The 13,259-nt window shown below is 65.6% G+C and carries 12 protein-coding genes and 1 tRNA gene; 8 read left to right on the top strand and 5 right to left on the bottom strand.

What is annotated here, in order from left to right:
- Positions 1-1,000 (top strand): sugar-binding transcriptional regulator (locus tag FJ546_RS26810; protein ID WP_348642003.1); only part of this gene is annotated, 1,000 nt, incomplete at its 5' end.
- On the opposite strand, the gene FJ546_RS26805 is transcribed toward FJ546_RS26810, so the two are convergent.
- The 3 genes from FJ546_RS26805 to FJ546_RS26795 are packed head-to-tail and all read right to left on the bottom strand — an operon-like array spanning position 987 to position 4,168.
- On the bottom strand, positions 987-1,838 hold the full coding sequence (locus FJ546_RS26805; RefSeq protein ID WP_140892058.1) for a TIGR01459 family HAD-type hydrolase: 852 nt from the start codon (positions 1,836-1,838) through the stop codon (positions 987-989). The two genes, FJ546_RS26810 and FJ546_RS26805, sit on opposite strands and share 14 nt — an antisense overlap.
- Positions 1,835-3,109 (bottom strand): FGGY-family carbohydrate kinase, encoded by a 1,275-nt coding sequence (locus tag FJ546_RS26800; RefSeq protein ID WP_140892057.1) that lies wholly within the window; start codon positions 3,107-3,109, stop codon positions 1,835-1,837. The genes FJ546_RS26805 and FJ546_RS26800 overlap by 4 nt, the downstream gene beginning before the upstream one ends.
- Before the next feature lie 15 nt (positions 3,110-3,124).
- A complete protein-coding gene (locus tag FJ546_RS26795; RefSeq protein WP_140892056.1) occupies positions 3,125-4,168 on the bottom strand; it encodes a class II aldolase/adducin family protein in 1,044 nt (347 codons plus the stop codon).
- Positions 4,169-4,352: 184 nt separating this feature from the next.
- Between FJ546_RS26795 and FJ546_RS26790 the strand changes: the two genes are divergently transcribed.
- The 7 genes from FJ546_RS26790 to FJ546_RS26760 all read left to right on the top strand — a co-directional run bounded on the left by FJ546_RS26790 (position 4,353) and on the right by FJ546_RS26760 (position 11,507).
- A complete protein-coding gene (locus FJ546_RS26790; RefSeq protein WP_140892055.1) occupies positions 4,353-5,135 on the top strand; it encodes a DeoR/GlpR family DNA-binding transcription regulator in 783 nt (260 codons plus the stop codon).
- Entirely contained in the window at positions 5,132-6,511 is a 1,380-nt protein-coding gene (locus tag FJ546_RS26785) for an FGGY family carbohydrate kinase (protein ID WP_140892054.1), read from the top strand. Before FJ546_RS26790 ends, FJ546_RS26785 begins: the two co-directional genes overlap by 4 nt.
- A complete protein-coding gene (locus tag FJ546_RS26780; protein ID WP_140892053.1) occupies positions 6,508-8,052 on the top strand; it encodes a sugar ABC transporter ATP-binding protein in 1,545 nt (514 codons plus the stop codon). The genes FJ546_RS26785 and FJ546_RS26780 overlap by 4 nt, the downstream gene beginning before the upstream one ends.
- Positions 8,049-9,041, top strand: coding sequence for a ribose ABC transporter permease (locus tag FJ546_RS26775; RefSeq protein ID WP_140892052.1), 993 nt, complete (start codon positions 8,049-8,051; stop codon positions 9,039-9,041). Before FJ546_RS26780 ends, FJ546_RS26775 begins: the two co-directional genes overlap by 4 nt.
- An 80-nt stretch (positions 9,042-9,121) precedes the next feature.
- Entirely contained in the window at positions 9,122-10,054 is a 933-nt protein-coding gene (locus FJ546_RS26770; protein WP_140892051.1) for an ABC transporter substrate-binding protein, read from the top strand.
- A 69-nt stretch (positions 10,055-10,123) separates the two neighbouring features.
- On the top strand, positions 10,124-11,017 hold the full coding sequence (locus FJ546_RS26765) for a sugar phosphate isomerase/epimerase (protein ID WP_140892050.1): 894 nt from the start codon (positions 10,124-10,126) through the stop codon (positions 11,015-11,017).
- 136 nt (positions 11,018-11,153) lie between these two features.
- Complete coding sequence (locus tag FJ546_RS26760; protein ID WP_010911801.1) at positions 11,154-11,507, top strand: cupin domain-containing protein; 354 nt, start codon at positions 11,154-11,156, stop codon at positions 11,505-11,507.
- Positions 11,508-11,792: 285 nt separating this feature from the next.
- Here the strand turns inward: FJ546_RS26760 and FJ546_RS26755 are convergent.
- Both FJ546_RS26755 and FJ546_RS26750 read right to left on the bottom strand, forming a co-directional pair.
- Positions 11,793-11,869 (bottom strand) — tRNA-Arg (locus FJ546_RS26755).
- 84 nt (positions 11,870-11,953) lie between these two features.
- The gene (locus FJ546_RS26750; protein ID WP_140892049.1) at positions 11,954-13,117 is read right to left on the bottom strand and encodes a M20 aminoacylase family protein; all 1,164 of its coding nucleotides are present in this window, start codon (positions 13,115-13,117) and stop codon (positions 11,954-11,956) included.
- Positions 13,118-13,259 lie beyond the last annotated feature (142 nt).

Below are 13,259 nucleotides of genomic sequence, written 5' to 3'. Positions count from 1 at the left end.
GGGGCGGGCCGGAGAGGGGCGAACAGGAGCGGAGACGACCGAGCAGGTCACTGGTGAAAGCCGGACCGACCGCCTCAGGATTCGCGCCGCCTGGATGTATTTCGTCGAGCAGATGACGCAAAACGAGATCGCAGACGTGCTTGGCGTCGGCCGCGTCACCATCGTGCGCATGCTGGCCGAGGCGCGCTCGCGCAACGAAGTGAAGATCACCATCGAGAGCGAATTGTCGGAGATCGTACGGCTGGAGCGCGCGCTGGAGCGGACCTTCGGCCTGCAGCAAGCGCTGGTCGCCCCGCTCACCGCGCCCAATGCCGATCCGATCCCCGCGATCAGCGCCAAGACCGGGGCTTTCCTGTCCGACACGATGAAATCCGGCATGCGCGTCGGCGTCGGCTGGGGCCGGACGCTGTTCTCCAGCCTGCCCTTCATCAGCGCCAAGTCGCTCTCGGATTTCAAGGTCATTTCGCTGCTGGGCGGTGTCGGCGTCGTGCGGCGCTACAACCCGGCCGAGTTCGCCTGGCGCTTCGCCCAGATATTCCAGGGCGACGGCTATCTGATCCCGACGCCGGCTGTCGTCGACAGCGTCGAGACCAAGATCGCGCTGGTCGAGCGCTGCGGCCTGCAGGAGGTCTTTGAGATGGCCAACGTGCTCGATGCGGTTCTGCTGAGCGTCGGCGGCATCGCCTCGGCCACCACCTTCTCTCGAGGCGGCTTTCTCAGGGAAGCGGACCGCGAGGCCCTGCTCGAGCGTGGCGCCGTCGGCGATCTTCTGTTCCATTTCTTCGATCGCAATGGCGATCTGGTCGACCATCCCGTCAACAGCCATGTGATGTCGGTGGAAGTCGACCGTCTGCGCGCGGCGCCAATCCGCATCCTCACCTCCGGCGGCGAGGAGAAGACCGAGGCGCTGCTCGGCGCCATGAACCTGATCGCGCCGACGATCCTGATCACCGACGAGGAAAGCGCCAAGCGCATGCTCGAGGCGCTCAGCGCAAGCTGAAGGATGCCGTGATGTAATCGGGCCAGGCCTGCTGCTCGTCGAAAACGGCGGCAAGGTCAGGCGTGTCCGCCAAAATGCCGCCGAGCACCAGCGCCGTGGTGACGCCGGCGCCGTTGCCACCCGCTATGTCATGCTCGACGCTGTCGCCGATGCAGACGACGCTGCCGCGCTCAGGCTCGCCGGCCAGCGCCAGGGCCGCGTCGTAGATCGCCGGATAGGGTTTGCCGATGCGGGTGACACTGCCGCCCAGGCTTTCGTAGAGATCTGCGATCTCGCCGGCGCCGAAGCGCGGCCCGACCGCCGTCAGCATGATCCTATCCGGGTTGGTGCAGAAGCACGGCACCTGTCGCGCCGCCGCCGGGGCGAGCAGCCGGCGATAATGGCCGAGCTCGTGGCAGTCGCCCTCGCTGGCCGAGATCAGTACCAGTTCGGCGTCCTCGCCGGCCTCGGTCAGTACAAAGGGCAGGCCCTCGATCGCCGTGCGGTCGTTGTCGCGGCTGATCAGCAGGCATTTTGTCCCCGGACGCAGCTTTCCCGATGCCGCCATCTCGTTGAAGGATCGCCACGCCACCTCGCCGGAGGAGACAAAATGGTCCCAACTGCCGGCGGCGAAGCCGAGTTTCAGCAAGCGGTCCTCATTGGGTCTGGCGCGTTTGCCGGAATTGGAGATCAGCACCACCGTCTTGCCGGCGCGCTTCAGCGCCGACAATGCCTCTACCGCGCCTGGATAAGGAGCCTGGCCGTCATGCAGCACACCGAACTGGTCGAGCAGGAACACCTGGTAGCGCTCGGCCAGCGGCCCGATGCCGTCGAGGCGTTCGATCTTTTTCGCGGTCATGCCAGTCCTGCCTTGCTTGCACCCTTCAGCGCCAGCCGCGCCGTGCCAGCGGCCGCCTCGTCGGAAAGTGCGGGCAGGAAATCGACGCCGAGCTTGCGTCGCCGAATCCCGGTCCAGGCCGGATTTGCGGCGCCGCCGCCGACGCTTCTGACCGAGGTCAGCGCCGGCGCGCCGAGCTCGGCCAGCCTGCGGTAGCCGAGCGCCTCGATCGCCGCCATGCCTTCGAACATCGCCTTGAGATAGTCGGCATCATCAGCGGGTCGCGGCGAAAGACGCGGTCGCAAGGTGGGATCGGCGATCGGAAATCGTTCACCCGTCGTACTAAGCGGATAGTAGTCGAGACCAGTTTGCGTCGTGGGATCGATCGCCGCGCTGAGTTCGATGATCCGCGCCAGCGGAAAATGCTGGGCCAACACCTTGCCGCCGGAATTCGACGCGCCGCCGGCCAGCCAGGTGTCGCCAAGGCGATGGCTGTAGATGCCGAAGCGTGGTGCCGAGATCGGCCGGCCGGACAGGGTCTTGATGGTGAGCGAGGATCCCAGCGCCGTGACGCCGTCGCCGGCGGCCGTGGCGCCCGTCGCCAGGAACGAGGCGCAGCCATCCGTCGTGCCGGCGACCACGACCACATCGCGCGGCAGGCCGAACAGTTCCGCGGCAGCCGCGGTGAGCGTGCCGGTGACATCGCCCGGCTCGACCACATGAGGCAGCAAGTCCATGCGCATGCCGGTGGCCGCGATCCAGTCCGGCCAGCGGCGCGCCTCGACATCAAAGCCCGTCTTCAGCGCATTGTTCTCGTCACTGACGTCGAAGCGGCCGGAGAAGTTTGCGGCGATCCAGTCGGCTTGGTGCAGCACGCCCGCGATGCCGGGCAGATGCTGAAACCGTAACGCCTTGGCCAGGCCTGAAGTCGCGCCGTGCGCGGCGCTCGCGTCCGGCGCCTCGCGGGCGATGGCCGCCAGGATGCCGGCGTCGTCGACCTTGTCGTTGTACATCAGCGGCTCGACCAGCGGTCGCCCGGCGGCGTCGACGGCCAGCAGCGTGCCCGACGTGCCGTCGACGGCAATGGCGCGGACAGCAGTGCGGTCGATGCCCGAAAGCAATTCTGTCAGAGCCGCCCGGGCTGCTTGCCACCATGCCGAGGGGGAGCGGGGATTTTGGCCGAATTCGTCGAGCCGAACGGCGGACTGGCCGGTAATGGAAAAATCCGGACGCATGGCGACGGCGCGCGCGCCCGATGTGCCGATGTCGATGCCGATGACAAGGGGCATCATGTCTTCAGTCCTTTGCTAGCCGCCTGTGGCATTGAGCTTCTGGCGATACTGCTCGGCGTCCCAATTGACCAGTTCGTCGTTCTCGGCAGCGGTGAGATAATTCAGCCGCGCCGCGACATCGACGCGAGCCGTCACGTCGGCGAGGCAGCGCTGCATGGCGTCGGCGCCGGGACTGGCGTTGCCACGCATCAGCACGCCGGCGCCGGAAAACAGGATCGCCACGGGGGCCGTGCCGAGGCGCGCGGTGACGCTAGCCGCGTTCTCGCCTGGCTTGGCCACCACCGAACCCTGGCCGAGGAAGATGACATGGTCGGGATAGAGGCTGCCGGCCTCCGCCATGCGACGGCTTTGCGCATCGAGCGCAACTGCATGGGCTTCCAGATCCACCGGCAACCGGTAGGCGCTGTCAGCGGCAAGCGCTGTCAGGGCCGCGATGTCGGGCGCGGCGGTCGCGCGCGCCGGCCGTGCCAACAGCAAGCGGACGCGGTGGAGCAGCCGCTCCGCCTCGGCCACGGTTTGCGCGGCGACGACCAGCCCATGATTGCCAAGGATCAGCACATCGACGCCAGGCCGCAGTTTCTCGGCAATGCCACGGGCGAGCGGCAGGCCCGGCCGGCGATAGGGCACATGGGCCCATTCGATGCCGCCGAGCCGCCTGGCGACCTCGGCCCCGCCATCGGCCTGCACGGCAAGCGAAATCGTGTCGACGCAGTGGACATGCAGAACCACGCGTTGCGGCATCAAGGCATGCACCGTGGTTTCGATCGACGGGCGCAGGCCACGCGGATTGAGTTCGTCGATGGCGAAGGCCTGCGGCTTGTCGGCGGCCGGATCGCGCTCTTCGACCGCCTTGAGCAGCGGCGCCATCGCCACCGGCACCATGATGTCGTCGCTGAGCGCATCCTTCAGCCAGGTGCCGGAGGCCTTGATCCACAGCGTGTCGCCGGCCTTGAGCGAGGTGTTGCCGCCCGCGGCCTGGGTCATATGCGGATTGAGCCCGATGCTGGCTGAAAGTGTCCGCAAGGCCGCCAGTTCCTGCGCGTCAGCTTGGGTTGCCATGGCGCCTTTCCTTCAACGCTTGCCCGGGATCCCGCCGCTGGGCACCGGTATTGGCGCTGATATCGCAGATGCGAGCGACTTACGTCAACAGTGATCTACTATCATCAAAACCAGCTTGCAATCTGACTAATGTTGAGTAAGTTGCACCAATTGCCGTGGAAAAAATGGCATTGGGAGGAAAAGAGTGAGCGATTCCGGCCGCCAGCGTCAGATCGTCGAACTGCTGCGGGACCGCCCCTTCGCCTCGGTGCGCGAGCTGCAGGAGCGGCTTGGCGTCTCGGCGGCGACGGTCAGGCGCGACATCGACCGGATCGACGAGGCCGGCGAGGCGCGCAAGGTCTATGGCGGTATCTCGGCGCTCGACGGCGCATCGCATGCAGGCGTCGCCTATGCCCGGCCTTATGACGAGAACCGTGACCTCGCGGTCGAGGCCAAGCGGCAGATCGCGGCCATCGCGGCGACCATGGTGCGCGATGGCGACGCGGTCATCGTTCATGGCGGCTCGACCTGCTTCCATCTTGGTGTCAAGCTCGCCGAGCGCAACATCCGCCTCTACACCAATTCGATGCCGCTCGCGGCTTATCTGAGCGACCATGGCCATTGCAGCCTGACCGTTGCCGGCGGCGAGCTGCATCGCGAACCCGGCATCATCCATTCGTCGGTCCAGGCGACGCCCTTCTACGCGTCGAAATTCTTTCTCGGCGCGCAAGGCCTCAACCAGGAAGGCGTGCTGGAATCGCATCCGCTGCTGGTGCGCTCCATTGTCGAGCTCAGCCTGTGCGCCGACCAGATCGTGGTGCTGGCCGACAGCCGCAAACTGTCGATCCACGCGCGCAATGTCGCTCTGCCGCTGTCGCGCATCGGCACGCTGATCACCGACGACGGTCTTTCGGATGCCGATGCGCGCATGCTGGAGGATGCCGGCGTCATGGTGCGGATCGCGTCCACCACGGGAGTCGTCCCGTGAAAGTGGCGGTGCTCGATTTTGGCAAGACCAATTCGAAGCTGTTCGTCTTCAGCCAGGATGGACGCATCCTCGACGAGCGCCGGACCCAGCCGAAATGGATGCGCCAGGACGGCTTCAGCGTGCTCGACGAGGCCGCCCTGCATGACTGGGCGCTCGCTGCCGTCACGGACGCGGTCGAAAATCATGGCGTGGAAGGGGTGATGGTGTCGGGCCATGGCTGCACCTTCGCGCTCGTGGACGACGCGGCGCTGACGCATCCGATCCTCGACTACGAACAGGAGCCGCCGGCCGAAATCGCTGCCCGGATCGATCGCCGCATTCCGGATTTTGCCGAGACGTTCTCGCCCCGACTGCCGCTCGGCTTCAACCATGGCCGTCACATGCTGTGGCTGCAGGACGTTGATCCCGATGCGTTCGCGGCGGCGAAATCGATCCTCGGCTACCCCCAATACTGGAGCTGGCGCCTCGGTGGCCGGCCGGTCTCGGAGGTGTCCTATCTCGGTTGTCATTCGCATTTGTGGGCGCCGCGCAAACGGGACTTTTCCTCATTGGTCGATGCCGAGGGCTGGCGCGGCCAGATGCCGGCCTTCGCGCGCGCCGGCGCGGTCATCGGCGAGCGGCGTCTTGGCGGAGCGGCACGGCCAATCGCCATCCACAATGGCGTCCACGACTCGAATGCGGCGCTCCATGCCTATCGCCGCCAGGCGCTTGGCCCGCTGACCGTGGTGTCGACCGGTACCTGGGTCGTCATGCTCAATCCCGACTGCCCGCTGGACGTTCTCGACCGTGACCGCGACATGCTGGTCAATGTCGATGTCGACGGCGGCCCGGTGCCGACCATTCGCTTCATGGGCGGGCGCGAATTCGCCGCCATCAGCGGCGGCTGGCAAGGCGCGATCCCACATGGCTCGATCCAGCAAGCGATCGATGCCGGCATCATGGCGCTGCCGAGCCTCGCGCCGGGCGGGCCGATGCCGGACCATCCCGGCCGCCTGGTCGGGCGCACGCCCGATGCCGCAGAACGCGCCGCGGCGGCGCTGCTCTATGTGGCGCTGATGGTCGATCTCTGCCTTGACCTCATCCATTCGCAAGACACCGTCATCGTCGATGGCGGGCTGAACGCTGGCGGCCTGCTTGCCGGACTGTTGGCTGCGTTGCGTCCCGGCCAGGCCTTCCTGCAGGGCGCCACGCTGGAGGGCAGCGCCACGGGCGCGGCAGCACTTGCCTTCGAGGGCGTCGGGCGCGACTTCGCCGCCGAGGCGCCTGAGCCGGTGCATGCGGCACGCTTCGCCGGCCTTGCCGGCTATCGCGACGCCTGGCGCGATCGCGTTGGCGGGCAGGGCGACGCCATCAAGGCGGCGGGTGGTGCACGATGAGCGCGGCGGCACAAAAGCGGGCAAGCAGCCATCCGGTGCTGGAGATGCGGCACATCTCCAAGACCTTTGGTGGGATCCGCGCCTTGCAGGATGTTTCGCTCACCGTCCATGCCGGCGAGCTGCATGCTCTGATGGGTGAGAACGGCGCCGGCAAGTCGACGCTGATGAAGGTGCTGTCGGGCGCCTATCGGCCAGATGCCGGCGGCGAAATCCTGATCGATGGCGTGCCCGCCGCGACCGGCGATCCGATCAAGGCTCGCGCCGCCGGCATCGCGGTGATCTATCAGGAGCTGTCTCTGGCGCCCAATCTGACGGTGGCGCAGAACATCTTCCTTGGCAACGAGCCGCGACGCTTCGGCATTGTCGACCGCGATCAATGCAACCGGCGGGCGAACGAAATCATCGCGCGGCTTGGCGTCTCCTTCTCGGCGCGTGCGCTGGTCTCCAGCCTGTCGCTCGGCGAGCGCCAGCTGGTCGAGATCGCCCGCGCGCTGTCGACCAATGCGCGCATCATCGTCATGGATGAGCCGACGACGTCGCTGACGTCGCGCGAGACCGACAGCCTGTTCGAGGTGATCGCGACGCTGAAGGCGCAAGGGATCGCCATCATCTACATCAGCCATCGCATGGAAGAGGTCTACCAGCTCGCCGACCGCGTCAGCGTGCTGCGCGACAGCGGCTATGTCGGCACGCTGGATCGTGCCGACCTCAACGCCTCGCGGCTGGTGTCGATGATGGTCGGCCGTGATCTCTCCGCCTTCTACAAGAAGGATCATCGTCCGCCGGACGCGAAGCGCGCCATCGCACTTTCGGTGCGCGCCATGTCCGACGGACGCCTGCTGAAGAACTGCTCGTTCGACCTCCACAAGGGCGAGGTGCTGGCTCTGGCAGGTCTTGTCGGCTCCGGCCGCACCGAGCTCGCCCGGCTGATCTTCGGCGCCGACAGGCGCAGCGCCGGCACGCTGGAACTCGACGGCAAGCCGATCTCCATCGGCTCGCCGCGCGAAGCGCTCGACGCCGGCATCGCCTACCTGACCGAGGACCGCAAGGAACTCGGCCTGTTCCTCGACATGTCGATTTCCGACAACATCAGCATGGGCGTGCTGGCCAGGGATGCGCGGACCGGCGGATTGCGCGACTTCGGCGCCGCCGACAGGCGCGCGGCGAAAGCCATCGCGGACCTGTCGATCCGCACCCGCTCGGCGCAGGCCAATGCCGGCTCGCTGTCGGGCGGCAACCAGCAGAAAGTGCTGCTCGCCCGGCTGCTGGAGACCGAGCCGAAGGTCGTCATCCTCGACGAGCCAACGCGCGGCGTCGATGTCGGCGCCAAGTCGGAGATCTACCGGCTGATCGACAACCTTGCCAACCGGGGCATCGCCATCCTGATGATCTCCAGCGAATTGCCCGAGGTGATCGGCGTCGCCGACCGCGTGCTGGTGATGCGCGACGGCGCCATAGCAGGCGAGGTGGCGGCATCCGGAGGCGAGCCGCTGCGTCAAGAGGCGATCATGGAACTTGCGACGGGAGCGGCCCAGGAATGACCGACAGAACGACGACGAGCGTGGATCAGGCGGCGGTCAGGAGCCGGCGGCTGCGCACAGCCTTCGCGGCGCTCGGCATGCTGCCGGTGCTGGTGCTGCTGGCTGCGGGCTTCCAGTTCATCAACCCGCGTTTTCTGACCGGCACCAACCTCTTGATCGTCACGCAGCAGTCATCGATCAATATCGTGCTCGCGGCGGGTATGACCTTTGTCATCCTGACCGGCCGCATCGACCTGTCGGTCGGCTCCATCCTCGCCGCGTCGGCGATGGTGGCGGTGCTGGTGTCGTTGGTGCCCGACTGGGGTCTGCTCGGCGTGCCGGCGGCCATCCTCGTCGGCCTCGGCTTTGGGCTCGTGAACGGGCTGCTCATCGCCTATATCAGGCTGCCGCCCTTCATCGTCACGCTGGGTTCGCTGACGGCCGTGCGCGGCATCGCCCGCCTGCTCGGGCAGGACACGACGGTGTTCAACTCGGACCTGCCGTTCGACTTCATCGGCAATGGCTCGGTGCTCGGCATTCCCTGGCTCGTCGTCATCGCGCTGTCGGTGGTGGTGCTGTCCTGGCTGGTGCTGAAACGCACGGTGCTCGGCACCTGGATTTATGCCGTCGGCGGCAATGCCGAGGCAGCGCGACTGACCGGCATCAAGGTGCCGCTGGTGCTGCTCTTCGTCTATGGCGTTTCCGGCCTGCTCGCCGGACTCGGCGGTGCCATGTCGGCGGCAAGGCTCTACGCCGCCAACGGCCTGCAGCTCGGGCAGTCCTACGAGCTCGACGCCATCGCCGCCGTCATCCTTGGCGGCACCAGCTTCGTCGGCGGCGTCGGCTCGATCTGGGGCACGCTGATCGGCGGCCTGATCATCGCGGTGCTCTCCAACGGGCTCATCTTGGCCGGGGTTTCGGACATCTGGCAGTACATCATCAAGGGATTGGTCATCATCGTGGCGGTCGCCCTCGACCGCTACCGGCTCCAGGCAGGGGCGAGAACGTGAGTGACCTGGTCGCCGGCATCAAAGACCGGCTTGTGTAACGCACCGTGAGAGGCTCGGTGCATCAGGAGGAAGTAAGCGTAATGAAGACCATCGCCAAACTGCTCTGCGGCGCCGCGTTCGCGGCCGTCGCCATCGCGCCGGCATCGGCCAAGGACCTCAACAAGGTCGGCATCTCGGTCGGCCTGCTCGGCAACCCCTTCTTCGTCGCCACCATCAAGGGCATCGAGGCCAAGAAGATCAACCCGAAGGTCGAGGTGACGTCGGTGTCGGCCGACTACGATCTCAACAAGCAGGTCTCGCAGGTCGATTCCTTCATCGCCGCGGGCGTCGACGTGATCATGCTCAACGCGGTCGACGCCAAGGCGATCGCGCCGGCGGTGAAGAAGGCACAGGCTGCCGGCATCATCGTCGCCGCCTTCGACGTTTCGGCGCCGGGCGCCGACGTCACCGTGATGACCAACAACGTCAAGGCCGGCGAAGAGGCCTGCCAGTACCTGGTCGATCATACCGGCGGCAAGGGCGACTATGTCATCCTCAACGGTCCGGCATCGTCGTCGATCCTGGAGCGGGTCAAGGGCTGCAAGAACGTGCTCTCGCAGCATTCCGACATCAAGATACTCTCCGACGACCAGAACGCCGAAGGTTCGCGCGACGGCGGCCTGAAAGTGTTCCAGTCGCTGCTCACCCGCTTCGACAAGATCGACGCGGTGTTCGCCATCAACGATCCGACGGCGATCGGCGCCCAGCTTGCCGCCAAGCAGCTCAACCGCTCGGAATTCATCTTCACCGCGGTCGACGGCGCGCCCGATATCGAAAAGGAGCTCTCTTCCGGCGCCTCGATGATCAAGGCCTCGGCCTCGCAGGATCCCTATGTGATGGCCGGCCAGTCGCTGACGATGGCGGCCGAGCTGCTTGCCGGCAAGAAGCCGGCTGAGGCCACCGTGCTTCTCGATCCGAAACTGATCACAGCCGAGAACCTGAAGGACTACAAGGGCTGGACCGCGGCCCGCTGATCACTCCAACAAGCGCGGCCGGACTTGTCCGGCCGCGCCTTTCTTCATCACCGCGAACCGGAGACGATCATGGCGCGCATCGGAATCCATTCTTTCGTCTGGTCGGCAAGCTCGGACCGGGGCGAGCTTGAACGCACGCTGGCCAACACCAGGGAGGCCGGCTTCGACCTGATCGAGTTCTCCTACCTCGACCCGGCCGATGTCGACCTTGGCGGGCTTGCCAAACGCATCGCCGATCTCGGCCTCGGCGTGGCGATCAGCATCGGATTGCCTGGTGACGGCGACATATCGAGCGCCGACAAGGCGGTCGCCGCGCGGGGCGTCGAGATCCTCAACGAGACCATCGCGCTGACGCGCGACCTTGGGGGCCGCAAGGTCGCCGGCATCCTGTCGGCAAGCCATGGCCTGCAGGTCGAAGCGCCGACGCGCGATCAGTGGACCCGCAGCGCCGCAACGCTGGCCAAGGTCGCCGAGACGGCGAAGGCGGCCGGCGTCACGCTCAATCTCGAAATCGTCAACCGCTTCGAAAGCAACCTGCTCAACACCGCCGCGCAAGGTCTCGCCTTCATCGAGGATACCGGCTCGGACAACATCTTCCTGCACCTCGACACGTTCCACATGAACATCGAGGAAGCCGACGTCGGGCTGGCCATCCGCCACGCCGCGGCCAAGATCGGCTATGTCCATATCGGCGAGAGCCATCGCGGCTTCCTCGGCACCGGCAATATCGATTTTGCAGCGATATTCGATGCGCTGACCGCCGTCGGCTATGCCGACGATCTCAGCTTCGAATCCTTCTCGTCGGAGATCGTCGACGAGAACCTGTCGAAGAAGACCGCCATCTGGCGCAATCTGTGGGCCGACAATATGGCGCTCGCCAAGCACGCGCGCGCCTTCATCGGCCTCGGGCTGGAGACGGCGCGGCGCAAGGCGGAACTGGTCTCGGCCCGTCACAGGCCGTAGGGCGGCCGCGGGCGGCAGGACGTCCCAGGCGTGATGCCTGGATGCAAATGCTCTTCGTTCCAGGGTGCATGCATTGCCCCGGTCCCATGCATCGGCTATCCGACCTCTGCGACACATGAAGCAGAAGGAACCCGGCATGACGAACAAGACGATCCTCAAATTCGGCCCCGTCGAACACGCGGAAGCCGGCGACCTGCCTGGCTGGATCGTGGTCGAGGGCCACCCGACCATGCAAACCGCTGTCCAGCACACGACCGAGGACGGCAAGGTGATGTCGGGAACCTGGCGGGCGTCGCCCGGCACCTATCACGCGACCTACACCGACTATGAGTTCGTGCATATGATCGCCGGCCGCATCATCATCACCCCCGACGGCGGCACACCGGTCGAAGTCGGCCCCGGTGACGCTTTCGTGGTGGAAGCCGATTTCAAGGGAACCTGGAAGATCATCGAGCCGGTGACCAAACATTTCGTCGTCCGGGTGGCCTGAGCCGGCCACTTCGATCTCAGAAGCAGGCAGGTCGGCAATGTGCCGACCTGCCTGTGGCGGGGGACCAAGCGGCTCGATTTACAATGCCGCGGCTTTATTTGTATCCGATCTGCTGATACATAACCGCGTGTGACCAGTGCGGGGCCATGCAGAGGTTTCCCGCTCACCTTCGCGGCCCGACATTTATCAGGGGTGCGCATGAGGGCGTGATGCCTTCGTCCTCTTCAACGGACCTGATATCGCAAAGAAGTACAGTACTGCTTCGCCAAGCACTTGAAAAATGCATGGTGATCCCGACAGGAATCGAACCTGTGACCTACAGATTAGGAATCTGCCGCTCTATCCTACTGAGCTACGGGACCACGCGGCCCGACACATAGCCGCTTCGGACCGTTTCGCCAAGAGGCCGGCCGCATGCAATCGGCCGGTCTCTTGTGCAGTGCTCATCACGCGGCCAGCGCGGTTTCCGCCAGCTTCACCCAGTAGCTCATGCCGTGCGGGATAGCCTCGTCGTTGAAATCGTAGGCCGGGTTGTGAAGACCGGCGGTGTCGCCATTGCCGATGAAGATGAAGGCGCCGGGGCGGGCTTCCAGCATGTAGGAGAAATCCTCGCCGCCCATCACCGGCTGGATGCCGCGGTGGACATGGGCGTCGCCGGCGACATTGGCCGCTATATCGCTGGCAAATACCGTCTCTTCGGCATGGTTGAAGGTCACCGGGTAGTTTGCCTGGTAGTCGACCTCGATCTTGGCGCCGAAAGCGGTCGCCAGACCGTCACAGATGGTGCGGATGCGCTCTTCGGATTTCTTGGCGATCTCCTTGCGCAAGGTGCGCACCGTGCCGGCGATCTCGGCCGATTCCGGGATGATATTGTAGGCGTCGCCGGCATGGAACTTGGTCACCGACACCACCACGGCCTCGACCGGATCGGTGCTGCGCGAGGCGATCGTCTGCAGGGCGCCGACCAGCTGGCTGGTGATGACGATCGGGTCGATCGTGCCGTGCGGCATCGCGGCGTGGCCGCCCCTGCCTTTCACGGTGATGGTGAATTCGGCCGTCGCCGCCATGATCGGGCCCGGACGGATGGCGAACTGGCCGACGGGCAAGCCCGGCATGTTGTGCATGCCGAATACCCTGGAGATGTCGAAGCGCTCCATCATGCCGTCCTTGACCATCTCGTTGCCGCCGCCGCCGCCTTCTTCCGCCGGCTGGAAGATCACCGCCACGGAGCCGGCGAAGTTGCGCGTCTCGGCGAGGTATTTTGCGGCACCCAAAAGCATCGCCGTGTGGCCGTCATGGCCGCAGGCGTGCATCTTGCCGGGAACGGTCGAGGCATAGGGCTTGCCGGTGACTTCGTTGAGCGGCAGCGCATCCATGTCGGCGCGCAGGCCGATGGTGGCGCCTTCGCCCTGACGGCCGCGGATGATGCCGACGACGCCGGTCTTGCCGAGACCGGTGACCACATCGTCGCAACCGAACTCTTTCAGCTTTTCGGTGACAAAAGCCGCCGTCTTGAAGACATCGAAGTTCAGCTCCGGCGTCTGGTGCAGATGCCGGCGCCAGCCGGCGACTTCGTCCTGCATTTCAGCGGCGCGATTCAGGATTGGCATGATGGTTCCATTCGTTGTTGGAGCAGCCGGCTTCAGCCTGGTGTTTTGCAATTGTGCCCGGGGTTCTGCAATTGTGCCGGGGTTTTCGAATTGTGATTGTCAGGCACTTTGCCATGTTGGCGTCACATAGGGTAAATAGCAC

Source organism: Mesorhizobium sp. B2-4-19 (genome assembly GCF_006441315.1).
Lineage (GTDB): Bacteria > Pseudomonadota > Alphaproteobacteria > Rhizobiales > Rhizobiaceae > Mesorhizobium.
Note: the sequence above shows the minus strand (reverse complement) of the source record. Positions and strands in the feature narration are given on the sequence as shown.

Excerpts from the sequence above, each read along its gene's own strand:
- FJ546_RS26800 (WP_140892057.1), bottom strand. The coding sequence starts at position 3,109 with ATGATGCCCCTTGTCATCGGCATCGACATCGGCACATCGGGCGCGCGC.
- FJ546_RS26780 (WP_140892053.1), top strand. The coding sequence starts at position 6,508 with ATGAGCGCGGCGGCACAAAAGCGGGCAAGCAGCCATCCGGTGCTGGAG.
- FJ546_RS26760 (WP_010911801.1), top strand. The coding sequence starts at position 11,154 with ATGACGAACAAGACGATCCTCAAATTCGGCCCCGTCGAACACGCGGAA.
- FJ546_RS26775 (WP_140892052.1), top strand. The coding sequence starts at position 8,049 with ATGACCGACAGAACGACGACGAGCGTGGATCAGGCGGCGGTCAGGAGC.
- FJ546_RS26795 (WP_140892056.1), bottom strand. The coding sequence starts at position 4,168 with ATGGCAACCCAAGCTGACGCGCAGGAACTGGCGGCCTTGCGGACACTT.
- FJ546_RS26770 (WP_140892051.1), top strand. The coding sequence starts at position 9,122 with ATGAAGACCATCGCCAAACTGCTCTGCGGCGCCGCGTTCGCGGCCGTC.
- FJ546_RS26805 (WP_140892058.1), bottom strand. The coding sequence starts at position 1,838 with ATGACCGCGAAAAAGATCGAACGCCTCGACGGCATCGGGCCGCTGGCC.
- FJ546_RS26750 (WP_140892049.1), bottom strand. The coding sequence starts at position 13,117 with ATGCCAATCCTGAATCGCGCCGCTGAAATGCAGGACGAAGTCGCCGGC.
- FJ546_RS26765 (WP_140892050.1), top strand. The coding sequence starts at position 10,124 with ATGGCGCGCATCGGAATCCATTCTTTCGTCTGGTCGGCAAGCTCGGAC.